This is a genomic window from Proteus vulgaris, from assembly GCF_033708015.1.
In the GTDB taxonomy this organism is placed as follows: Bacteria; Pseudomonadota; Gammaproteobacteria; order Enterobacterales; family Enterobacteriaceae; genus Proteus.
Genome location: NZ_CP137920.1, coordinates 110063 through 134935 on the forward strand (window position 1 = coordinate 110063; position 24873 = coordinate 134935).

The following is a 24873-nucleotide window of genomic DNA, read 5'->3' on the forward strand; positions in this document are numbered from 1 at the left end:
GCCTTATTACCAATATTGCTCGCTGGTGATATGTCCGGGTTTTCGTCGTAAGTGCTTACGCATTTCCCGTTGTTCTTTTAAGCGTTGTTGAGTGTCTCTGACCATTTGAGGATTACCACAGAGCATAATATGGCTCTCTTCAGGGCTGATGGTTAGGCCAACTGTTTTTTCTAAAGCACCACTTTCAATGAGTGCAGGAATGCGTCCTGTTAATGAGCCAATATGATTTTCACGGCTGACAATGGTTTGAATACGTAATTTGCCTTGATAACGTTGAACGAGTTTTTCCATTAAAGGTAAATAGCTTAAGTCATTAGCATATCGAACAGCGTGGACAAGCACGATATTTTCAAATCGCTCAAGATCGTCTCCTAATTGCAAAATAGAGAGAAACGGTCCAATAGCCGTTCCAGTCGAAAGCATCCAAAGTGTATTTGCTGTGGGAACTTCTTCTAATACAAAGAAGCCACTGGCTTGCTCCGTAACCATTACCTCATCACCGACTTTAAGTGCGCTTAACTTAGGACTTAATTTTCCTTCGGGGACAGTGACAAGATAAAATTCTAAGTTAGGATCATTTGGTGCATTGACATAAGAGTAAGCACGTTGTACTCGTTCGCCATCAATATCTAGCGCTAATTTTGCAAATTGCCCAGCTGTAAACTTATCAATAGGAGCATTGACGACGAGACTTATTAACGCATCAGTCCAGTGATGAACTTGAGTCACTTTTCCATTCACCCAATTAGCCATAGAGATTATCTCCTTTGATAAACATGCTTATGTTGCTTAGTTATTCTAAATAGGAAGCGGTTTTTTATTTATCAAGATGGTGTGGTGATGTGATTAATCTAAGATTTTGTCAATAAATGACACAATATGTACATTTATATTGACAACTATGGTGTATTTCTCTGACATTAATCTTTAAACAAAAATTGCTGGCTATCTCGCAAATTTCTCCAAATTTGTTAACTTAGTCTCATTCTGAAAAGACATGCATTTTGCGGAGTTTATTTTTATAAATTCTCTGTAGTGTGCGTCTGTCCGTTAATTTATTTATCTGAAATTCTTGAGCAAAGAAAAGAAATGAGAAAGTTAGAGCATGCAAATCTATTATTATTGATTATTGCACTGGTTGCTGTGGGTCAAATGACCCAAACTATTTATGTTCCTGTCATTGCTGATATGGCCGTTTACTTTGGTGAGCCAACGGGGGCGGTACAGCAAGTCATGGGTGCCTATCTTTTTTCTTATGGTTTTTCACAGTTAATTTACGGACCTATTTCCGACAAAGTAGGGCGTCGTCCTGTTATTTTAGTTGGAATGACGATTTTTTGCTTATCAACGCTGGTGGCGATTTTCTCACAAAATTTAACCACACTGGTTATTGCAAGTACCTTACAAGGAATGGGAACGGGCGTTGCGGGTGTTATGACTCGTACTCAACCTCGTGATTTATACACAGGAACGGCATTACGTTACGCCAATAGTTTGTTAAATATGGGGGTTTTGGTTAGCCCATTATTAGCGCCAATGATTGGTGGTGTGGTTGCGCACTTCTTTGGCTGGCATGCGTGTTATATCTTCTTATTATTATTAGGAAGCAGTGTCCTGTTTTGTATGTATCGTTGGATGCCAGAAACACGCCCCGTACAAGTTGAAAAACGTAAAATGTTGTCATCGTTTTACTTATTGCTTTCAAACAGTACCTTCAGCGCCTTTTTGATTATGCTGATTTGTGCACTATCGGGTATCGCTGTTTTTGAAGCCTCTAGCGGCGTATTGATGGGGGGCGTATTAGGATTAAATAGTATTACTATCAGTATATTATTTATTTTACCGATCCCTGCGGCATTCTTTGGGGCTTGGTATGCGGGTCGTGAAGGTAAAACCTTTGTGCAACTGATGTGGCACTCTGTTTTTTGTTGTTTATCTGCCGGTATCTTAATGTGGATCCCCGGTTGGTTAAATATTATTAATATCTGGACATTATTGGTACCTGCAGCACTGTTTTTCTTTGGTGCGGGTATGTTATTCCCATTGGCAACGACAGGCGCAATGGAACCATTCCCTTATTTAGCCGGTTCAGCAGGTGCGCTGGTAGGGGGATTACAAAATGTCGGTTCCGGTGTGGCAACATGGTTTTCTGCTTTACTGCCACAACATAACCAATTTAGTTTAGGTATGATTATGTTTGCTATGTCAGTGGCGATAATGCTTTGTTGGCTTCCTTTGGCTCATCGTTTTAGCCATGAAGAACATACGATTTAATGGATTGATACTGTAACTGAAATAAAAAATGCCGAGATAAACATGAACAGGGGTTAGTTCAAAAATCTCGGCATTGGGTTTTGTAGCCTAGGCTACTTCTCTCTCAAATTGTGTTTTACTGCTATTATTAACCGCGATCTTCCCACTCTTGAGCGCGAGCGACGGCTTTTTTCCAGCCGTTATAGCGATAGTTACGTTCAGTGGTTTCAATGCCAGGACGGAATTCTTTATCGATAGCAGCTTTGTTTTTCACTTCATCTAAATCACGCCAGAAACCGATAGCAAGGCCTGCAAGGAATGCGGCTCCTAATGCGGTACTTTCACGAACAACAGGACGTTCTACACGAGTACCTAAAATATCAGATTGGAACTGCATTAAGAAGTTGTTGGCAACAGCACCACCATCAACACGTAGTGATTGTAAACGTGCACCTGAATCGGCTTGCATGGCATCAAGCACATCGCGTGTTTGATAAGCGATGGATTCTAAGGTTGCACGAATAATGTGATTACGGTTAGCACCACGGGTTAAACCAAAAATAGCACCACGAGCATACGGATCCCAATAGGGTGCGCCTAAACCCGTAAATGCAGGAACAACATAGACACCATTAGTATCATTAACTTTAGTTGCGAAATATTCGGAGTCAGTCGCTTCATCAATCAGTTTTAGCTCATCACGAAGCCATTGAATAGAAGCACCACCAACGAATACGGCACCTTCTAGGGCATAGTTAACTTCACCACGTGGGCCACAGCAGATTGTTGTTAACAAACCATGATTAGAGCGAACCGCTTCTTTACCTGTGTTCATCAGTAAGAAGCAACCCGTACCATAGGTATTTTTTGCCATACCGCTTTGTACGCAAAGTTGACCATAAAGTGCAGCTTGTTGGTCACCCGCCATACCTGCGATAGGAATACGTGTACCACCTTTACCCCCAATGTTGGTTTGGCCATAAATTTCCGAAGATGGCACGACTTTGGGGAGCATATTGCGAGGAATATCCAGCAAGTCGAGGATTTTTTGATCCCAATCTAAAGAGTGGATATTAAATAACATGGTACGTGAAGCGTTAGTGAAATCGGTAACGTGAACGCGACCTTGTGTCATTTTCCAAACTAACCACGTATCAACAGTACCGAATAACAATTCGCCTTTCTCTACTTTTTCACGCGCACCTTCGACGTTGTCGAGGATCCATTTTAATTTTGTCCCAGAGAAATAAGGGTCAACCATTAACCCCGTGTTCTGACGAATATATTCTTCAACACCTTCTTTATCTTTTAAGCGAGTGCAGAAATCTGCAGTACGGCGACACTGCCATACAATCGCGTTATAAACGGGTTTACCCGTTTCTTTATCCCATACGATAGTGGTTTCGCGTTGGTTTGTGATACCAATACCAGCAACGTGATCGGAGGGAATATCGGCTTTTGCTAATACTTCCACTAAGGTTGCACTTTGTGTCGCCCAAATTTCCATTGGGTCGTGTTCAACCCAGCCTGGCTTAGGGTAGATTTGGGTAAACTCTCGTTGTGAAATACTGACGATATTTGCATCGTGGTCAATAACCACAGCTCGTGAGCTGGTTGTGCCCTGATCCAGCGCAACAATGTATTTTTTCTCGGTATTCGATGTATTTGTCTCTGTTGTCATGTTAGTAACCTGTTCTGATAATCAACAATATTGCTCTTAATTTTATTTATCGTCTTCGATTTTGCAGGTATCGCAAGGTAAGTGACGGCCAATTAATTTACGGTAAGCCAATGCACCTAAGATACCACCGATAAAGGGAGCAATCATTGGAACTAAGAAATAAGGGATATCACGTCCACCAGTCAGTGCAATATCACCCCAGCCAGCAAAGTACGCAACCAATTTTGGACCAAAGTCACGGGCAGGGTTTAAGGCGAATCCAGTTAATGGGCCAAATGCACCACCAATAACAGCAATTAAAATACCAATCAGTAAAGGTGCTAATGGACCTTTAGGTACACCGTTGCCATCATCCGTTAAGGCTAAAATTAAGCCAACTAAGATAACAGCGATGATAACTTCAACAAAAAAGGCATGTATAACGGAAATTTGAGCCGCAGGATAAGTTGAAAATACGCCAGCAGTGAAGAGACTTTCTTGTGAGCCTCTGACAATGCCATTAACTTGTTCGTAGTCGAGGAAAACACTGTAGTACATAAAGTACACAATAGCGGCAGCAAAGAAGCCACCTAACATTTGTGCAATAATATAAGGGATAACTTTTCTGCGTTCAAAGCAAGCAAATAACCAAAACGCAACAGTCACTGCTGGGTTCAAATGAGCACCAGAGGTACCCGCGGTAAGATAAACGGCTAAGGCAACACCCAGCCCCCAGATAATACTTATCTCCCACAGCCCAAGCTCTGCGCCTGCAATACGTACCGCAGCAACACAACCAAGACCAAAGAAGACTAGCAACGCAGTTCCGATAAATTCAGAAATGCATTGACCCATAAGAGAGGTTTTCGTCTGGCTCATATATTCTATCCTGAAAGAGGGTTATTTATTGTTAGTATTCTTTTCGAATTGAAAAGATAACTGTGAATTTATCGTTAATGAGCGTAAACGAGAATAAGCGAAATTGAAATTTGTGTGTCTCATCAAGAAAATGAGTGAAAACGCTCTTAATTAGTGACTTGATCGACATTTGTAATGTGATCTGACCAGTGTTTTTGATAAATTGAAAAAAGAATGTAATTCCTCGGAAGATGCTAGACAGTTGTTGATAGGCTACTTACAATCGGAAGTATCGATTATATGGGGGATTACAGTATGTCATTTGAAGTTTTCGAGAAGTTAGAATCAAAAGTACAACAAGCAATTGATACCATCACGTTATTACAGATGGAAATCGAAGAGCTAAAAGAAAAAAATGATGCGCTGAACCAAGAAGTTCAAGAAGCGAAAGGATCGCGCGAAGCGCTTGTTCGTGAAAATGAAGAATTGAAACAAGAGCAATCAAGCTGGCAAGAGCGTTTACGTGCACTGTTAGGCAAAATGGAAGACGTGCAATAATTGTCTTTGTTTGCTTAAAACTTAAAAACAAAAGCCACCGTTAGGTGGCTTTTGAATATTGAAATCATCAGAATACAGATAAAAAGTCGCAATTACTCTTCAAGTAAATCTTCATCTAAGCCTAAGGGCTCTTCAGATAAAATAATCCCTGTATTATCAGCATAAAGATAATCACCAGAGAAGAAGGTAACCCCACCGAAGTTAACACGGATATCACTTTCACCAATGCCTTCACTTTGGCAACCCGCAGGGATAGCTGCCATTGCTTGAATACCTATATCAAGCTCTGATAATGCATCAACTTGACGTACTGCACCGTAAACGACAATGCCTTCCCATTCATTAGAAACAGCAAGTTGCGCTAGCTCAGCATCAACTAAGGCTTTACGTACAGAGCCACCGCCATCGACCAAAAGAATACGGCCTTTACCATTTTCCTCGAGTAAGTCATAAAGCAGGCCATTATCTTCAAAACATTTAACGGTGATGATTTGCCCATTAAAAGCACTTTGACCACCAAAGTTTGAGAAAAGCGGTTCTACGACATTGATATCTTCTTGATAGATATCACAGAGTTCAGAAGTATCATATTTCATAGGAGATTACGTCAGGTTGCCACAGGAAAGTCCAGTATATCCCTTAACAGGGGCAGTTGGCAAAAGACTCACTGAAAATTCAGTGAGTCAAATCAACAATAGAGTGAAATTATTCTAAAATTAAACCCAAAGAGAAAAGTACGTTAGTTAACAGTGCTGCTTTTACCATGTGTTCGAGTAGAGGACGCATTGCTTCACCGGAGTGATCGGCATTTACTCGTTTGATATGCAGTAAAAGCATAGGGGTAGCGAGTAAAAATAACCACGCTGTCCAGCGGTGCATATAAAGTAGAGTGAAGATAATCAAGCAGGCAAGAGAGAGAAAAATAACACACGTATGGTAAGTACGTGAACCAGCAGGACCTAAGCGAACAGCTAATGTGTTTTTACCTGCCTGAATGTCACTTTCTAAATCGCGCATATTATTAATGTTTAGAACAGCGACAGAAAGTAAACCACAGGCGGTGGCAGGAAGTAGAGTAACAACATCAAAGGTGTTGGATTGTAAATAATAAGTCCCGATGACACTTAACCAGCCAAAGAAAATTAAAACAGAGATATCACCTAGTCCCATATAGCCATAAGGGCGCTTACCTACGGTATAAGTGATCGCAGCAACAATAGCGAGTAACCCCATCACTAAGAAGCCAATAGCGTCTTCTGGCTTTTTACAGGCGACAATAATCAGGGCAATACCACAGATACAGGAGATAATAACATTTAGGATCAGCGCTTTTTTCATTTGAGCCGCTGTTATTACGCCTTTTTGCATTCCACGAAGTGGCCCTAAACGTTCTTCAGTATCGGTTCCTTTTACGGCATCACCATAGTCATTGGCAAGGTTTGATAAGATCTGTAATGTTCCCGCCGTCAATATAGCAAGCAGTGCAATAGGCAGCTCAAAATGACCCATCCAATATGCTAATGCGGAACCAGTCACAATGGCAATTAACCCTAAAGGTAGTGTTTTGGGTCGTAAACTTTCAAGCCAGGCTTGAGTCCGGCTAGTGGAATTTAGAGAGCTCATGCTGAAATTCGATACTCATGTTCGTTGTTATTATAAAAATAAGAATGGGAGGCAAGCCTCCCACGTAAATATTGCTGATAAGGATCGCACAAGTTGATTATAAAATAAATCGACTCAGATCTTCATCTGCTACAAGCTCATCCAGATGCTGTTTCACATATTCTGCATCAATCAATATTGATTGACCTTGACGTTCACTGGCATCGTAGGAAATTTCTTCCATCAAACGTTCTAAAACAGTATGCAAACGACGAGCACCGATATTTTCAGTGGTTTCGTTTACGCGCCATGCTGATTCAGCAATTTTGCGAATACCGTCTTCAGTGAAGCTAATTGACACACCTTCGGTTGCCATTAATGCTTCATACTGTTTTGTTAACGATGCGTTAGGTTCAGTTAGAATACGCTCAAAATCTTCTGCTGTCAGCGCTTGAAGTTCAACGCGAATTGGCAGACGTCCTTGTAATTCAGGAATTAAATCAGAAGGACTTGAGACTTGGAATGCACCTGATGCAATAAACAGAATATGGTCTGTTTTTACCATACCGTGTTTTGTTGAAACTGTACAACCTTCAACTAGAGGTAAAAGGTCACGCTGTACGCCTTCACGAGAAACGTCAGGGCCAGAACTTTGTCCACCACGTTTACAAATTTTATCGACTTCATCAATAAAGACGATACCATGTTGTTCTACCGCATCAATCGCTTGCTGTTTAAGCTCTTCAGGGTTAACTAATTTAGCGGCTTCTTCTTCAACAATAAGCTTAAACGCATCTTTGATTTTCATCTTGCGCGCTTTTTGCTTCTGACCCGCTAAATTTTGGAACATAGATTGTAATTGATTCGTCATCTCTTCCATTCCTGGAGGAGCCATAATTTCAACACCCATTGGTGTTGCAGATAACTCAATTTCAATCTCTTTATCGTCTAACTGGCCTTCACGTAATTTTTTACGGAAAGATTGACGTGCTGCGGAAGGTTCTGATGCTTGTTCTGTTACGCCCCAGTTATTTTTTGCTGGTGGAATAAGTACATCAAGGATACGTTCTTCAGCCATTTCCTCTGCACGGAAACGATTTTTATCGATAGCTTGGCTACGTACCATCTTGACCGCGGAGTCGGTTAAGTCACGAATAATCGAATCGACTTCTTTACCCACATAACCCACTTCGGTGAATTTAGTTGCTTCAACTTTGATGAAAGGTGCATTAGCCAATTTAGCTAAACGGCGTGCAATTTCAGTTTTACCTACACCAGTAGGTCCAATCATCAGAATATTTTTAGGTGTTACTTCATGACGCAGCGCTTCATCAAGCTGCATACGACGCCAGCGGTTACGTAGGGCAATCGCCACAGCACGTTTCGCTTTATCTTGACCAATAATAAATCTATCAAGTTCGCTGGCAATTTCGCGAGGAGTCATTTCAGACATGCTCTCTAATCCTTACTCTTTTGAAGAGAGTTCTTCAAAGTTAACATTATGGTTAGTGTAAATACAGATATCTCCAGCGATATTAAGTGCTTTTTCAGCAATTTCTCGTGCAGAAAGCTCAGTATTTTCCAGCATAGCTCTAGCTGCTGCTTGTGCATAAGGGCCACCAGAACCGATAGCAATTAAATCGTTTTCTGGTTGAACCACATCACCATTACCCGTGATGATAAGAGATGTATTTTCATCTGCAACAGCAAGTAACGCTTCTAATTTGCGTAGCATTCTGTCTGTGCGCCAATCTTTAGCAAGTTCTACCGCAGCTTTAGTTAAATGCCCTTGGTGAAGTTCTAGTTTGCGCTCAAACAGTTCAAAAAGAGTAAAAGCATCAGCAGTGCCGCCGGCAAATCCCGCAATGACTTTGTCGTTATAAAGACGGCGTACTTTGCGAACATTGCCTTTCATGACGGTATTACCCATCGTCGCCTGTCCATCACCACCGATTACAACTTGGCCCTTACGGCGAACACTTACGATTGTAGTCATGAGTCAGCCCCTGGTTTAATCAATAAAAAATGAGACGGGGAGTGCCTTTATTTAAGATAAAGCACTGCCCGTTGTGTGAATTAGAATTATAGGTGGGGGAGAAAATTTATTTTTCAACCCCCAGAAGCGCGAAGAATACAACCTGATACGCCAGCGCCAGCGGCTTGTCTACTCACGGAGTTGGCTTGTTCTTTACTGTAAGGGCCTGATAAGACGCGTATCCAACCATCATTGCCTTTCGTTACTCGACTTTCAACCCCCGAAAAAGCCAGCGTTGCTCTCACTGATTCAGCTTGTTCAGTATTCTTAAATGAGCCGCATTGCACTAAAAAGCGTGCTTCAGTAACCGCTGATTTAGGCGGTGTAACAATCGCAGGTGCTGGCGGTTGTTGAGTTTGTACGGGCTGTTGTGTAACAGAAGGCGTTGTTGTTGCAGGTGGGGTTATCACCACTTGTGAGCGCGGTACTTCACCATTATAAGGCACTTCTGGCAGTTGTACGGCGGGTTGGCGCTTATCCGCTTCTATTTGTTGTAAGAAACGTAACTGCTCAGGCGAAAGTGTTGCTTTCGGATTAATCTGGCTACCCGATGAAGGATATTCAGGCAGTAAAGGTGTACCTACCTGACGATTTTCCAGTTCTTTAATATATTGCCAACGCTCTTGCGGTTTTGGCGGTAGGGTATTCGCTGGATGTTGCCCAGTGACGGTTGGCGTTGTTTCTACGGCTTCTTTTTTATTATGTGTAATAAAATAGAGGCCGCCGATAAACAGCGCCACAATAGCGATTGCCGCGATAAGCGTCGTTAAAGGCAACCCTTTAGCAGCCTTTTTGCTCTTACTTTTCGTTGTCTTTTTACGACGAGCAGATGTCTGCCCTCGTCCCACATAGTCTCGTTGTGCCACAGTTCGATTCGCTGATAATTAAAGGAATAGGTATCACAATCGATATGTTACTTAACATAGTGTGTTTTGCCTAGCTTTTAAGCCGACATACACTGTCTCTTATAATTAACTCACAATCTAATAAGCGAGAGCCGGGGGCAACAGGTCTACCTTGTAGTTGGTCGAGTAGTAACAACATAGATTCACGACCAATTTGATAACGAGGTTGTTCCATTGTTGTCAGTGCAGGTTCGCTATAACGTGTGATATCAAGATTATCAAAACCAATCACCGAGAGATCTTTAGGAAGCTCTAACCCTAATTTTTTTGCCTGCCACATCACACCAATTGCCATAATATCACTATGACAGAACACAGCCGTGGGTGGCTCCGGTAAAGAAATCAGCTTTTTCAGACTTTCTGCACCGCTTTCATGGGTAAAATCACCACGAATAATATAATCTTCACGCAAAGGGACACCTGTTCTACGCATAGCTTGAATATAGCCTTGTAAACGATAACGACATAAAGGCATATCTTCTGGACCTGTAATACACGCAATGCGTTTATGTCCCATTTGCTGCAAATAGTGCGTTGCTCTAAAAGACGCGGTCAGATTATCAATATGGACAGTGGGGAGTTCGAGTTCAGGTGCAAATTCATTTGCCATGATCATTGGTGGCAGGTTTCTTTGCTCTTCTTTGGAAACATCAAAAGGAATATGTGAACCAAGCAGTAACATGCCGTCAATTTGTTTAGTGATAATAAGATTAATAAAGGCATTTTCATGTTTTTGTTGATGTTTACAATCACCAATTAACACGAGATAACCATGTTGTGCTGCGGTTTCTTCGATACCACACACAACATCAGTAAAAAAGGGATCGCTGATGTTAGGTACGATCACAAGGATCGTTTTTGACTCGTTACGTTTAAGGTTTTTTGACAGGTTATGTGGGTAATAGCCCACATCAAGAACAGCCTGTTCAACTTTCTGACGGGTTTGTGAGGATACTTTTTCCGGATTCATTAAAGTACGTGATACCGTTGCGGTAGACACGCCGGCTGCAAGAGCAACATCTTTCATTGTTGCTTGCGTATTATCTTTATTATTCTGTTGCAAACCCCATACCTCCCTTTTGGATGGTTTAGTTAAACGATTGCTTTTTTATTGCAAAAAAACCGCCAATATTCAAAAAAGGATTTTATCGACGGTTTTTAATTCAAGAAATATTCTAAATTGTTATTCTACCCACTTTTTAAATAGATACTGTTACCTAGTTTGCATAAAAAGTGTGATACCAATCGTTTTTATGAGGTAGTTCGCAAATTTGATAAATAGTCTTGGGTTGTAACGAGTATTGGAACGAAATGGTATCCTCACGATAAGACTGTCTAAAATATATTCACTTTCAGTAAACAAGATCCTTAGCAATCAGTTGGGTCAACATCAATATTCCATTTCACTTTTTTACTCTCGGGTAAGGCGACAATCTGAGGATAAGTGATCGACATTAATTTTTGTAAATACCCTCGTGAAGGATGCTGGAGCAATAATTGCCAACGATAATTTCCACCGCGTTTAGCTTGAATAGCAGGAACGGGCCCCATTACCCATAAATTAGCATCTCGCATTGGATGTTGTTCAAAGAACTGTTTTAGCTGTCGTAAGAACTGAGGTGCACGCTGATTATTGTGATCTTCAGAGCGGATCATAATATGGCTAGAATAAGGGGGTAAAAAAGTTGCTTGTCGCTCTTGTAAAGCTTCCTTAGTGAAAGCGTCATAGCCTTTCTCTAATAATGTCAGCAATAGAGGGTGATCAGGTTGGTGAGTTTGTAGATACACTGCGCCTTGTTTACCCGCACGACCCGCTCGACCCGATACTTGTATATAAAGCTGCGCAAAACGTTCGGCAGCACGAAAATCACTAGAAAACAGAGCGCCATCAACATCAAGTAAAGCCACTAAGGTAACATCAGGAAAGTGATGCCCTTTGGCTAACATCTGCGTACCGATAAGGATACGTGAGCCACCTTGATAAATATCTTCCAGTTGTTGCTCTAAAGCGCCTTTGCGACTTGTTGTATCTTTATCAATTCGTGTCACTGGTGTGTCAGGAAATAATTCACCAATACCTTGTTCAAGTTGCTCAGTGCCTAATCCCACAGGTATTAAATTGGTTGAGCCACATTGTGGGCATTGTGCTGGAATTCGTCGCTGACTATCACATTGATGGCAACGTAACATGCCCTGTTTTTGATGGATCGTATAATAGTGATCACAGCGAGGGCATTCTGCTATCCAGCCACATTCATGACATAACAATGCAGGTGAAAACCCTCGGCGATTTAAAAAGAGCATGACCTGATTACCCGCATTAAGGTGCTCTTTTATCGCTTTAATCAGAATGGGAGACAGCCCTGTTGTCAATGATTGTCCTTTTAAATCAATTAAATGCTCTGTTGCGGGTTTTGCATCACCTGCTCGTTGAGTCAGAGTGAGTTGTTGATACTTTTTTTGTTCAACATTAAAACTGGTTTCAATTGATGGGGTTGCGGTTCCCATCACGATAGGAATATTTTCTTGCTTTGCACGAAAAACGGCGAGATCACGGGCATGGTAACGCCAACCATCTTGTTGTTTATAAGAGCCATCATGCTCTTCATCGATAATAATAATGCCAAGGTGTTGAAACGGAGTAAGAAGTGCCGATCGAGTACCGATAATAATGGCATTATCACCTCGCTTTGCACGTAACCAAACGGCTAAACGTTCAGTATCATTTAAGCCTGAATGAAGTACATCCACTGGGGCATTAAAGCGCGCTTTAAAACGGCGAATTGTTTGAGGTGTTAAGCCAATTTCAGGCACCAGTACCAGTGCTTGTTTACCTTGTGCGAGAATTTTTTCTAATACACTTAAATAAACTTCCGTTTTTCCTGATCCTGTAATACCTAATAATAACCAAGGTGAGAATTGATCAGCCTGCGCGCTAATTGCACCTACTGCAATCGCTTGTTCGGTATTTAATTTAAAGCGTTCACCTTGAACCACAAGATCTTTATGCCAGTGTATAGGAGCAGGTTGAATAGGGCGGAGATCTACAAACGCTTTCTTTTTTAAGTTATTGAGTGTTGCTGTCGTGATCTCAAATTCATCAAGTTGATGGCGATATAAAGGTGTTCGGCGAAGTGCCGCTAATGCTTGTTGCTGTTTTTTCGCGCCTTTTAAACTATTGAGATCGAGATCCATCCCCTCTTCAGTGGCATACCATTGCCATAATGGCGTGAACTCTGCGGGTTTCCCTTGTCGTAATAAAATCGGCATGGCATGAAATAGCACTTCCCCTAAAGGATAGTGATAGTAAGCCGATGCCCAATTTAACATATCCCATAAAACACCAGGAAAGAGTGTTTCGTTATCAAGGATCTCATCAATAGGCTTTAGCTTTTCGATAGGAAACTCACTGTGTGTACTGAGTCCTTTGACAATACCAAGAGAGCGGCGCTTATTACCAAAAGGCACGATCACTCGACTACCAATAACAGGCGCGTCAATTCCTTCTGGCAACAGATAATCAAAAGAGGAGAATAGTGGTACAGGTAAAATTACCTGAACTATGGTCATATCAGGGTTTCCGAGAGTTTTAGCGAAAAGATGATCTTAAGAATATCACAAAAAGTGTGCAGATTTCATTGCGCGTTTCGCGGATATTCTGTATGATCCGCCCCCTTTGGTAGATAAATTACCAAACACTTAATTTCAATCAACACGACGTGTGGTGTTCGGCTGTGGGCTGAATGGCGACACGGCCTTAGTAGAGGTTTTCCATGCAAAAAGATATCCATCCTAAATACGAAGAAATTACTGCATCTTGTTCTTGCGGTAACGTTATGAAAATCAAATCCACTGCAGGTCATAACCTGAATCTGGACGTTTGTGACAAATGCCACCCATTCTATACTGGTAAACAACGTGATGTTGCAACTGGTGGTCGTGTTGATCTGTTCAACAAACGCTTCAAAATTCCAGGCAGCAAATAAGCTATTTGTTGTCACAAGATGTCAGCCAAGTCTGGCATCTTGTAGACAGTTCGGAATTGAAAAAAGCCCAAAGTTTTTGCTTTGGGCTTTTTGTTATTCTTTATCGTCCAAATTATGGTCACTTTGTATCATACTTTAACCGCTTGATTTTTTATTGGTAGTAAGCTTTCCTCTATCTCTATTCATTACCTAGCGTGCTCTCCCAATGATAAAATAGCATATCGCATATACCTCAAAGCGATAGCGCTCTTTTGTATGCGTTTTTATGTAATATCGTAGCCAATACTCGCGCTTTTAATAGTGACAAGACAGATCACAGCTGATAAATTATCTATTCATAATCCTATTCACTTATCTATTCATTAACCTATTTATAAGTAGCTAATATCATGACACAACGAGCAGAAGTCATACGAAAAATACTACGTAATGGACCTGAGCCAGCAAGGCAACTAACTAATATTATGAATATTAGTCAGCCAACCCTGTCTAGGGCATTAAAAATGTTGTCTAATGATATTGTTCAAATTGGCTCGGGTCGTTCTATTCAATATGCTTTACGTGATGGTTCGCGTGGCTTCAACTCTGTACCTATTTATCGCATAAGTGAAGAAGGTAAAATTAAGTTGTTGGGTAAATTGACACCAGTTTATCCAGCCGGTTTTGTTATGGAGCAGGTTGATAATGTCAATCGGTATAGCGAAGGATTGCCGTGGTGGTTATTTGATATGCGTCCACAAGGGTATCTTGGACGTGCTTATGCTGCGACTTATTCCGCTGAGTTGGGTTTACCACATAATCCAGACAGTTGGTCTGACACAGATATTATCAGAGCTTTAATTGCTCACGGTCATGATGCAGTGGGAAATTTGTTAATAGGGGAACAGGCAAAAAAACATTTTTTGACGATGCCGATGCCTGCTGCGGTTGCTCGTTCAACGACTTACCCAACATTAGCTCGAGCGGTTAGTTCAGGGGAAGCTCCTGGCTCATCCGCAGGTGGCGAACAACCCAAATTTTGTACCTATACCGATAGAGGCCATGTCATCGTTAAATTTACGGCTTCTGACAATAATGCTATCAGCGAGCGTTGGCGTGATCTCCTTCAAGCTGAGCATCTTGCCTTAAAGGTGCTAGGCGTTGAAACAGAAATTTTTGATTTTAAAGGGCAACGTTTTCTTGAAATACCGCGTTTTGACCGTGTAGGTGCTCTAGGTCGTGTCGGACTTTTTTCTTTACAAGCATTAGAGGCGCAGTTTGTCGGGCGAGCAAGAGAGCCATGGCCTGTGTTAGTTGATGCGTTAATTGAGCAAAAACAGGTTCAGACTGATGCCTCGGTAAGTACAATGCGACGTTGGGCATTTGGTATGTTGATTGGAAATACTGATATGCACCATGGCAATTTATCGTTTATTAGTCGCCATGGCCGACCATATGCGCTTGCGCCTGCTTACGATATTCTACCAATGGGATTTGCGCCTAAAGTAGGAGGAGAAATAGTCAACACACTGCGACCGGCGACATTACTTGATGGGATCAGCAGTGAAATTTGGCGGGAGAGTTTAGCACTCGCAGAGCAGTTTTATACTTTGCTTACTTATTGTCATGCTCTTTCTAACAATTTTTCTCCCTGCCTTAACGCGTTACGCAATCATCTGGATGAAGCGAGTTCGCGTATCTCTCGTCTAGCGTAATGCACAAATTGAAGCCCAAAGTGTTGGTTTTGGGCTTCTGGTTATATTTTTGCTATCAAAAATAATTTCTGATCAATATTCCCAAGTATCGGGATCAACCCCGCGCTGGCGCATTATTTCTTTTGCCTCTTCAGGGATTTCATCGTTACGTTCTTTACGTAAGTCTTCATCATTGGGGAGAGGCTGTCCGGTAAATGCGTGCAAAAATGCTTCACACAATAATTCACTATTGGTTGCATGTTTTAGGTTATTAACCTGACGGCGAGTGCGTTCATCAGTCAAAATTTTTAGCACTTTCAATGGAATTGAAACTGTAATTTTTTTAACTTGCTCACTCTTTTTGCCATGCTCAGCGTAAGGACTGATATATTCACCGTTCCATTCAGCCATGGATTACCTTAATTAATATCATTTAGTTGAAGTCAGAAGAGGGGGTTAACCCACATTCTGATGGGCAATACCAGTTTATCATGACTTTTCTAAAACCACCGACTCTTCTGGCTGAAGGTGAGAGGAAAAGTAACGGTTACTGGCGATATTTTCAATTTATGTATTATTCCATTACTTAATCTATCCGTAAAGGAGTATAGATGTCTAGATGTGTTGACGTCTTGGTGTCTAATTAGATATGCTGTTATCGACTTTTCCACTTATCGCTGTGACAAGGTGCCTGTATGACGAAGAAAACAGCAACAATGGCTATCCATAATGGGCTGAATGAAGACACACAATTTGGTTGTGTTGTACCGCCTATCTATCTTTCTAGTACCTATAATTTTTTAGAATTTAATCAGCCTCGTGATCATGATTATTCTCGTCGAGGTAATCCAACACGCGATATGGTACAAAAAACATTAGCTGAGCTAGAAGGTGGAGTGGGCGCGGTTGTCACTAGCAGTGGAATGTCAGCAATTCATTTAATTTGTACCGTTTTTCTAAAACCTGGTGATGTGATTGTGGCACCTCATGATTGCTATGGGGGAAGTTATCGCCTTTTTAATAGCCAACAAGCGCGTGGTGCTTACCGTGTGATTTTTGTTGATCAAAATGATGATATTGCACTTAAACGGGCTTTAGCACATCAGCCTAAACTTGTTTTTATCGAAACACCAAGTAATCCTCTTTTAAGAATAACGGATATTCAAAAGATCAGTAAACTTGCTCATCAACAAGGTGCTTTAGTGGTTGCTGATAACACGTTTATGAGCCCTGTTTTGCAAAAACCGTTAGCATTAGGCGCTGATATTGTTGTTCACTCATGTACAAAATATCTCAATGGACACTCAGATATTGTTGCAGGTGTTGTTATCTGTCAGTGTCAGAAACAGCTTGAGGAGCTAAGCTGGTGGGCGAATAATATTGGTGTCACATCGGGTGCATTTGATAGCTATTTATTATTACGAGGTATAAGAACATTAGTGCCTCGAATTCGACTTCAGCAAGAAAATGCACAGGCACTAGTGGCGTTTTTACAAGCTCAGCCATTAGTCGAAAAAATGTATTACCCCGCACTGGAAAATCATGCTGGCCATCAAATAGCAAAAAAACAGCAACAAGGTTTTGGTGCGATGTTAAGTTTTGAGTTAAAAGGAGGGCTGGATGTGATTAAACTCTTTTTATCTCAATTAACACTCTTTACACTGGCAGAATCTTTAGGTGGGGTAGAGACATTAATTTGTCACCCTGCCACCATGACACATGCAGGTATGTCAGAAGAAGCGAAAAGAATAGCAGGGATCAGCCCCTCATTACTTCGCATCTCAGTGGGTATTGAAGATAGTCAGGATTTAATCAACGATTTGCAAAGTGCGTTTGATGCAGCAACTAAAAGGTAACCATGGATCATGAGCGTAGTGGCGATTAAACAACAGGCGGAGCCGATTTGCCGTCAGTTACATAAATTCGGTGGTAGCAGTCTTGCGGACATAAAATGTTATCAACGTGTCGTGAATATCATGACGAACTATAGCCAACCTAATGACTTAATGGTGGTTTCTGCGGCGGGTTCGACGACGAATCAGTTGATTAGCTGGCTGAAACTGAGCCAAAGTGATCGTATTTCTGCCCATCAAGTTCAGCAAACTTTGCGCCGTTACCAGTTATCCTTAATTGAAGGGTTACTTTCAAAAGAGAATGCAGAATTACTTTCTCAAGCCTTTATTGCGGATCTTGAACGTTTAAGTTATTTGTTGGATAAACCGATTACAGACGCAACTTATGCAGAAGTTGTCGGCCACGGTGAAATTTGGTCTGCAAGATTAATGGCGAATTTGCTGACAGAGCAAGGCTTACCTAGCGTGTGGTTAGATGCGCGTGAATTTTTATGTGCTGAAAGAGCGGCTCAACCACAAGTCAACGACACTTTATCTCGCCCATTACTTCAATCATTATTAGCTAAACATCCTGAGCGTCGTTTTGTTGTAACGGGGTTTATTAGTCGTAATCAACAAGGGGAAACGGTCTTATTAGGTCGTAACGGTAGTGACTACTCTGCAACACAAGTGGGTGCTTTAGCTAATGTCGGTAGAGTCACCATTTGGAGTGATGTTGCGGGGGTTTATAGCGCAGATCCTCGCAAAGTAAAAGATGCTTGTTTATTACCCTTGTTGCGTTTAGATGAAGCGAGTGAATTGGCTCGATTAGCAGCCCCTGTTTTACATACGCGTACACTTCAACCCGTTTCAGGCAGTAATATTGATTTACAACTTCGTTGTAGTTATCAACCAGAACAAGGTTCAACGCGTATAGAACGTGTTTTGGCGTCAGGAACAGGCGCTAAAATCGTGACGAGCCATGATGATGTTTGTCTAATTGAACTCCAACTTTCATCTCACCAAAATTTCGAACAAGTGGTGAAAGAGGTTGATGAACGGCTTAAACGTGCACAAATTCGTCCTTTAGCAACGGGTGTGGATAAAGACAGCCAACTTTTACAACTTTGCTATACCAGTGAAGTTGCTAACAGCGCATTAGATGTATTACAAGATGCTGTTTTACCGGGTAAATTACATTTACGAGAAGGCTTCTCATTAGTGGCTTTAGTGGGTGCGGGTGTCTGTAAAAATCCGTTGCATTGTCATCGTTTTTATCAGCAACTTAAAGATCAACCGGTTGAATTTATTTGGCATGCTGAAGATAACATCAGCTTAGTTGCCGTATTACGTAATTATACTGAACACTTACTGCAAGGTTTGCATCAAACATTATTTAGAGCTGAAAAACAAATTGGCTTAGTGCTGTTTGGTAAAGGGAATATAGGTTCACGTTGGTTAGAATTGTTTGCTCGAGAACAAGAGCCTTTATCAGCACGTAGTGATTTTGAATTTATTCTTGCGGGCGTTGTTGATAGCCGTCGTAGTTTACTTGATTATCAAGGTATTAATCCAAGTCGTGCATTGGCTTTCTTTGATGAGGAAGCCACAGAGCATAATGAAGAGTCGCTTTATCTTTGGATGAGAGCGCATCCTTATGATGATTTAGTCGTTGTTGATATTACTGCCAATGAGTCCCTTGCTGCTTCTTATGAAGATTTTGCTAGCTACGGTTTTCATGTTATCAGTGCAAATAAAATTGCTGGCTCGGCATCAAGTGTACGTTATCGTGCAACACGAGATGCTTTTTCCAAAACAGGCCGCCATTGGTTATATAACGCCACTGTGGGTGCGGGTTTACCCATTAATCATACGGTGCGCGATCTACGAGAAAGTGGAGACACTATTTTATCCATTAGCGGTATTTTCTCTGGTACGCTTTCGTGGTTATTTTTGCAATTTGATGGCACAGTCCCTTTCAGTGATTTGGTGGAACAAGCTTGGCAACAAGGGTTAACAGAGCCTGATCCTCGAATTGATTTATCAGGGCAAGATGTAATGCGTAAACTGGTTATTCTGGCTCGTGAAGCCGGTTATGACATCGAACCAGAGCAAGTACGGGTGGAATCTTTAGTTCCGGTACAAGCTGAAACGGGTTCACTAGAAGCGTTCTTTGATAACAGTGCATTGATCAATGAACAAATGGAACAACGATTAGCCGCAGCAAATGAAATGGATATGGTATTACGTTATATCGCCCGTTTTGATGCTAATGGTAAAGCAAAAGTCGGTGTTGAAGCAGTGAGAAAAGATCATCCTCTCGCTTCACTATTACCGGGGGATAACCTATTTGCGATTGAAAGCCGTTGGTATCGTGATAACCCATTAGTCATTAGAGGTCCTGGTGCTGGGCGTGATGTGACTGCGGGGGCTATTCAGTCAGATCTCAATCGCCTTTCTCAACTATTGTAAAAGACTATTTTCTTTTTAATCAAAACTATCAGTGATTTTTTTATTACTGATAGTTTTCTGTGTATTTTTTTCTCTTCTATACTGAAAAAGATGATGATTAATTGTGTAGATAGAGAGGAATTATGAATAGAATTGTAGAAAAATGGATGTATCGCTCTCGTTGGTTATTTGCACCTGTCTATATTGGCTTATCTCTGGGATTATTGGCATTAACGATAAAATTTTTTCAGTCAATGTACGAGATCTTACCCAATATATTTGCCTTATCTGAAGCTGATTTAGTTTTACGTTTATTATCGCTAATTGATTTGGCATTAGTGGGGGGGTTATTGATAATGGTCATTTTCTCAGGTTATGAGAATTTTATTACCAATATGGAAATCGAAGGGGCAAAGGATAAACTCTCTTGGTTAGGTAACATGGATGCAGAATCGCTGAAAAATAAAGTGGCTGCTTCTATTGTTGCTATCTCTTCTATTCATTTGTTAGGGGTATTTATGGACTTAAAAAATATCCCCGATAACAAGTTATTATGGTATGTGGTGCTACATCTGACGTTTGTTTTTTCTGCTTTTGTGATGGGGTATTTAGAGAAAATCTCTAAACGAAGTAAGCGAGCAAATAAAAGCAATCAAGGGTGATAAAATGAGAGCTACGACACGTCGTTATTTTTAACCTTGGCTATACTTAAATCATCTCTAGTCACAAAGGAGCGATTAATGTCAAAAATTGAAAAACATGTTGATCAGCTAAAAGATAAAACGACGGAGGTGAAGCATCGGACAGAAGAAAAATTATCTGAAGTTGCCCACGATATAAAACATGGTGCATCTGATCTTAAAGAAAACGTAGAAAAAAAGATTGATTCATTGAAAAAATGAATATGCTATTTGTTAACACAAGGCGCTGCATAGTCAGCGCCTTTTCTATTTAAGGGGTATTGATATAGTGAAATTAGAGAAAAAATACCAGACAATTTATCAATATTAAAAAAATTTATCTAAATTTTCTGCCAGATAAATTTTCACTTATTTCCCCCTTTCTAGTAAAAAACGCTTCTTAGACGATAAGAAACAAAAAAATGTCCTTATTCTTGACAGAATTGAGCTAGAAAAGCATGAATATTAGCCATTCTTATAAGACTAAAGCCGTAATTAAATTTCAGAAAAATCCCCCAAAACGATTATTTTCTGATATGAATAGTAAGCTAAGTAAAAAAAGCAGTGTGGCTTATCACAAAAATCAAAATAAAGTCACATCAGAAATGAAAGTTAATTACACAACTGGGAGGACATGACTTTTCTAATAGGAAGAAGCATGTTGTTACCGCCACAAAGACAAGGTCAGGAGTCTTATGAATCAACAATATTCGGCTATGCGTAGTAATGTCAGTATGCTTGGCAAGCTACTTGGAGATACGATAAAAGAAGCACTCGGTGAAGAAATCTTAGATAAGGTTGAATCTATTCGAAAATTATCTAAATCGTCACGAGCAGGTAATGAAGTTCAGCGACAAAAATTGTTGTTGACGTTACAAAATCTCTCTAATGATGAATTATTGCCTGTTGCTAGAGCATTCAATCAATTCTTAAACCTGACGAATGTGGCAGAGCAATACCATAGTATTTCGCCTCACGGCGAAGCGGCTAGCAATCCTGTTGCATTGGCAAAACTGATCACTCGGCTAAAAGATAAGAATTTTACCGATGAACAATTAAAAGAGGCGGTAGAGCAAATCTCTATTGAGTTGGTATTAACGGCACACCCAACCGAAATTGCTCGTCGTACACTTATTCATAAGCTAGTTGAAGTTAATACCTGTTTATCTCAACTCGATCATGATGATTTAGCGGATTATGAGCGCACTAATATTATGCGCCGTCTGCGCCAGCTAGTTGCTCAATCATGGCATACTGATGAAATTAGAAAAATTCGCCCAACACCTATTGATGAAGCAAAATGGGGCTTTGCGGTTGTTGAAAATAGCTTATGGGAAGGTGTTCCTGCTTTTTTACGTGAATTTAATGAGCAACTTAAAGAATCCATTGATTACAACTTACCTGTAGAAGCTTCTCCAATTCGTTTTACTTCATGGATGGGCGGCGATCGCGATGGCAACCCAAATGTGACCGCTGAAATCACACGCCATGCTTTACTATTAAGTCGTTGGAAAGCCGCCGATTTATTTTTAAATGATATTCAGGTTCTTGTTTCAGAGCTTTCAATGACAGAAAGTACCCCTGAACTGCGTGAATTAGCAGGGGGATCTGAAGTTGCAGAGCCATATCGTGAAATAGCTAAACAATTGCGTACTCGCTTACAAGTGACCCGTGATTATTTAGAACAACGCATTAAAGGACAGCAATCACTACCTCCTGAAGGGCTATTAATTGATAATGCACAACTTTGGGATCCGCTATACGCTTGCTATCAATCACTGACTCAGTGCGGTATGCGTATTATCGCTAATGGGCAACTGCTAGATACATTACGTCGTATCCGCTGTTTTGGCTTACAGCTAGTTAAGCTCGATATTCGCCAAGAAAGTACCAATCACACAGAAGCACTCTCTGAATTGACACAATATTTAGAACTTGGTGATTATGCAAATTGGTCTGAAGAGCAAAAACAAGCTTTCTTACTTGAAGAATTAAATTCTAAACGTCCACTGATCCCGACAAATTGGCAACCAAGCGCAGCAACGCAAGAAGTTTTTGAGACTTGTCGTGTTATTGCACAATCACCTAAAGATTCCATCGCTTCTTATGTGATTTCAATGGCAAAAGTACCTTCTGATGTATTAGCCGTAAAATTATTACTCAAAGAAGCCGGTGCGAATATTCGTTTACCCGTTGCGCCATTATTTGAAACACTTGAAGACTTGAATAACGCTGAAAGCGTGATGACACGTTTGTTTGATATCCCTTGGTATCGAGATTTAATTGATGACAAACAAATGGTGATGATTGGTTATTCAGACTCAGCAAAAGATGCGGGTGTGATGGCAGCTTCATGGGCGCAATATCGTGCACAAGATGCATTAATTAAACTCTGTGAAAAATCAGGTGTGACATTGACTCTCTTCCATGGGCGTGGCGGTACGATTGGTCGTGGTGGCGCGCCAGCACATGCGGCATTACTCTCTCAACCACCAGGAAGTTTAAAAGGGGGGCTGCGTGTAACGGAACAAGGCGAAATGATCCGCTTTAAGTTCGGATTACCACAAGTCACAATCAGTAGCCTTGCTCACTATGCAGGTGCAATCTTAGAAGCAAATTTATTGCCACCACCTGAGCCTAAAGCGCCTTGGATTGAGGTAATGGATTCCTTATCTGACGTTTCTTGTGCAATGTATCGTGATTATGTACGAGGGCAAGAAGACTTTGTCCCTTACTTTAGAGCTGCCACTCCAGAAGGCGAGTTAGGTAAACTGCCATTAGGTTCACGTCCTGCAAAACGTCGCCCGACTGGTGGTGTTGAAACTTTGCGTGCTATCCCATGGATCTTCGCATGGACTCAAAATCGTTTAATGTTACCTGCTTGGTTGGGCGCGGGTGCCGCATTGCAGCATGAAATTGATAGCGGAAAACAAGCGGTATTAGACGATATGTGTGAGAACTGGCCGTTCTTTAATACACGTATTGCGATGTTGGAAATGGTGTACGCCAAAGCGGATTTATGGTTAGCAGAATATTACGATCAGCGTTTAGTTGAAGAGCGTTTATGGCCATTAGGATCTAAATTACGTCAGCAACTTTCCGATGATATTAAGAGTGTCTTGGCAATTTCAAAAGATGAACACTTAATGGCGGATTTACCATGGGTTGCTGAATCTATTGCACTACGTAATGTATATACCGATCCATTAAACGTACTTCAGGCTGAGTTGTTACAACGTTCTCGTACACATAGCGAGTCAGATCCTCGAATTGAACAAGCGCTAATGGTCACTATTGCAGGTATTGCTGCTGGTATGCGTAATACAGGCTAGTCATCAGTATTTAGATATAAAAACAGCGCTTAACAACAGCGCTGTTTTTTTATGCTTATTTATTTCAATGTGGCGATAAACAGAAGGTAATACACACGACAAATAAACCAGCGTTGATGCCAATTATTCACACCTTTATTGAGTGCGGAAAAAAATGAGTGGGTACGAAATTGTTGTGCAATTAATTTTTGATGTTTTGCATCGCAGTGTTTACGAAAGAGAATAAAGAAACTGCCTAATTCACGCAGTGCTTGTTGGCGAAGTGCTTTTGCTAATAAGGGATCGTGTTGTTTATCTGCAATTTTTAGCAATTGTAGGACTATCTGCATATAACTTTGTGTTCGTTTTGCTTCTTTTTGTGGATTGAGTTTTCGTGTAATAGAGTCAGGATTAGCACAATAATAATAGAGAGTTTGATTATCAAATCCCATTCTTTCTGCGACAAGTGCCAGTTGGGTTGTCCACAAAATATCTTCATGATAAAGACCATCAATAAAGCGTAATTGATGTTTTTTAATTAAATCATGACGAATTAACTGTAACCAAACAAAATGTGGCCATTGATGTTGGTTTACGGCATGAATAATCCACTCACTGCCTTTTATGACTTTTTGATAAGGTTGTCGTTGATGGATTGGTCTTTGGTGCTTTTTAAGATCACTGGGATTGAATCGTTCAGCATTACCAATTAAAACATCAACGTGTTGTGTAACCGCTAATTGGTACCAATGTGAGAGCAATTCAGGCTTAATAAAATCATCACTATCAAAAAAGGCTATCCATTCCCCATTAGCATTTTGTAATCCGTAATTTCGTGCACTGGATAATCCTTTATTGGTTTGATGATAGAGTTTAAAGCGAGCATCTTTTTCACAATAAGGGGTTGCGATTTCAACACTATTATCCGTTGAACCATCATTAATAATAATGACTTCAAATTCAGTAAAAGTTTGAGTAATTAAGCTATCCAATAATCTCGTGATACGAGAGGCTTCATTAAACATCGGCACAATAACAGAGATTATCGGTGTTTTCACAATATTGAACT

General features: G+C 40.8%; 21 protein-coding genes. 9 read left to right on the forward strand and 12 right to left on the reverse strand.

What is annotated here, in order from left to right:
- Positions 1–6 precede the first annotated feature (6 nt).
- Positions 7–753: a ferredoxin--NADP(+) reductase gene (gene fpr, locus SB028_RS00600; RefSeq protein ID WP_069366844.1), complete on the reverse strand. Its 747-nt coding sequence runs from the start codon at positions 751–753 to the stop codon at positions 7–9.
- Between the two features lie 336 nt (positions 754–1089).
- On the opposite strand from fpr, the gene emrD reads away from it, so the two are divergent.
- A complete protein-coding gene (gene emrD / locus SB028_RS00605) occupies positions 1090–2274 on the forward strand; it encodes a multidrug efflux MFS transporter EmrD (RefSeq protein ID WP_069366843.1) in 1185 nt (394 codons plus the stop codon).
- Positions 2275–2401: 127 nt separating this feature from the next.
- Here the strand turns inward: emrD and glpK are convergent, their stop codons facing one another.
- Complete coding sequence (gene glpK / locus SB028_RS00610) at positions 2402–3934, reverse strand: glycerol kinase GlpK (RefSeq protein WP_069366842.1); 1533 nt, start codon at positions 3932–3934, stop codon at positions 2402–2404.
- 42 nt (positions 3935–3976) lie between these two features.
- Positions 3977–4792: an MIP/aquaporin family protein gene (locus SB028_RS00615; protein WP_069366841.1), complete on the reverse strand. Its 816-nt coding sequence runs from the start codon at positions 4790–4792 to the stop codon at positions 3977–3979.
- A 294-nt stretch (positions 4793–5086) separates the two neighbouring features.
- Between SB028_RS00615 and zapB the strand changes: the two genes are divergently transcribed.
- A complete protein-coding gene (zapB, locus tag SB028_RS00620; protein WP_036933299.1) occupies positions 5087–5329 on the forward strand; it encodes a cell division protein ZapB in 243 nt (80 codons plus the stop codon).
- A gap of 92 nt (positions 5330–5421) precedes the next feature.
- Here the strand turns inward: zapB and rraA are convergent, their stop codons facing one another.
- The 7 genes from rraA to priA form a co-directional block, all read right to left on the reverse strand.
- The gene (gene rraA, locus SB028_RS00625; RefSeq protein WP_069366840.1) at positions 5422–5925 is read right to left on the reverse strand and encodes a ribonuclease E activity regulator RraA; all 504 of its coding nucleotides are present in this window, start codon (positions 5923–5925) and stop codon (positions 5422–5424) included.
- Positions 5926–6034: 109 nt separating this feature from the next.
- On the reverse strand, positions 6035–6952 hold the full coding sequence (locus tag SB028_RS00630) for a 1,4-dihydroxy-2-naphthoate polyprenyltransferase (RefSeq protein WP_069366839.1): 918 nt from the start codon (positions 6950–6952) through the stop codon (positions 6035–6037).
- A 97-nt stretch (positions 6953–7049) separates the two neighbouring features.
- Positions 7050–8384, reverse strand: a complete 1335-nt coding sequence (hslU, locus tag SB028_RS00635) for an HslU--HslV peptidase ATPase subunit (protein ID WP_069366838.1) — start codon at positions 8382–8384, stop codon at positions 7050–7052.
- Positions 8385–8396: 12 nt separating this feature from the next.
- Entirely contained in the window at positions 8397–8927 is a 531-nt protein-coding gene (gene hslV / locus SB028_RS00640) for an ATP-dependent protease subunit HslV (RefSeq protein ID WP_023583438.1), read from the reverse strand.
- 113 nt (positions 8928–9040) lie between these two features.
- Positions 9041–9832 carry an SPOR domain-containing protein gene (locus tag SB028_RS00645; RefSeq protein WP_069366837.1) on the reverse strand — a complete coding sequence of 264 codons (792 nt, stop codon included), beginning with the start codon at positions 9830–9832 and terminating at the stop codon, positions 9041–9043.
- A gap of 70 nt (positions 9833–9902) precedes the next feature.
- Positions 9903–10898 (reverse strand): DNA-binding transcriptional regulator CytR, encoded by a 996-nt coding sequence (cytR, locus tag SB028_RS00650; RefSeq protein ID WP_069366915.1) that lies wholly within the window; start codon positions 10896–10898, stop codon positions 9903–9905.
- Between the two features lie 341 nt (positions 10899–11239).
- Positions 11240–13441, reverse strand: coding sequence for a primosomal protein N' (gene priA / locus SB028_RS00655; RefSeq protein WP_069366836.1), 2202 nt, complete (start codon positions 13439–13441; stop codon positions 11240–11242).
- Positions 13442–13644: 203 nt separating this feature from the next.
- Between priA and rpmE the strand changes: the two genes are divergently transcribed.
- Positions 13645–13857, forward strand: a complete 213-nt coding sequence (rpmE, locus tag SB028_RS00660; RefSeq protein WP_069366835.1) for a 50S ribosomal protein L31 — start codon at positions 13645–13647, stop codon at positions 13855–13857.
- A 389-nt stretch (positions 13858–14246) separates the two neighbouring features.
- The gene (gene yjjJ / locus SB028_RS00665; protein WP_069366834.1) at positions 14247–15551 is read left to right on the forward strand and encodes a type II toxin-antitoxin system HipA family toxin YjjJ; all 1305 of its coding nucleotides are present in this window, start codon (positions 14247–14249) and stop codon (positions 15549–15551) included.
- Positions 15552–15623: 72 nt separating this feature from the next.
- On the opposite strand, the gene metJ is transcribed toward yjjJ, so the two are convergent.
- Entirely contained in the window at positions 15624–15941 is a 318-nt protein-coding gene (gene metJ / locus SB028_RS00670) for a met regulon transcriptional regulator MetJ (protein ID WP_006534139.1), read from the reverse strand.
- Between the two features lie 284 nt (positions 15942–16225).
- Between metJ and metB the strand changes: the two genes are divergently transcribed.
- From metB to ppc, 5 genes are all read left to right on the forward strand, one after another.
- The gene (gene metB / locus SB028_RS00675) at positions 16226–17386 is read left to right on the forward strand and encodes a cystathionine gamma-synthase (protein ID WP_069366833.1); all 1161 of its coding nucleotides are present in this window, start codon (positions 16226–16228) and stop codon (positions 17384–17386) included.
- Between the two features lie 9 nt (positions 17387–17395).
- On the forward strand, positions 17396–19834 hold the full coding sequence (locus SB028_RS00680) for a bifunctional aspartate kinase/homoserine dehydrogenase II (RefSeq protein WP_069366832.1): 2439 nt from the start codon (positions 17396–17398) through the stop codon (positions 19832–19834).
- Positions 19835–19956: 122 nt separating this feature from the next.
- Positions 19957–20475 carry a TIGR00645 family protein gene (locus tag SB028_RS00685; RefSeq protein WP_069366831.1) on the forward strand — a complete coding sequence of 173 codons (519 nt, stop codon included), beginning with the start codon at positions 19957–19959 and terminating at the stop codon, positions 20473–20475.
- A 78-nt stretch (positions 20476–20553) separates the two neighbouring features.
- Complete coding sequence (locus SB028_RS00690) at positions 20554–20715, forward strand: YtxH domain-containing protein (protein ID WP_139152025.1); 162 nt, start codon at positions 20554–20556, stop codon at positions 20713–20715.
- Between the two features lie 473 nt (positions 20716–21188).
- Positions 21189–23825: a phosphoenolpyruvate carboxylase gene (ppc, locus tag SB028_RS00695; RefSeq protein ID WP_069366829.1), complete on the forward strand. Its 2637-nt coding sequence runs from the start codon at positions 21189–21191 to the stop codon at positions 23823–23825.
- 59 nt (positions 23826–23884) lie between these two features.
- Here ppc and SB028_RS00700 read toward each other — a convergent pair whose 3' ends face one another.
- Positions 23885–24862 carry a glycosyltransferase gene (locus tag SB028_RS00700; protein ID WP_069366828.1) on the reverse strand — a complete coding sequence of 326 codons (978 nt, stop codon included), beginning with the start codon at positions 24860–24862 and terminating at the stop codon, positions 23885–23887.
- Between the last annotated feature and the right edge of the window lie 11 nt (positions 24863–24873).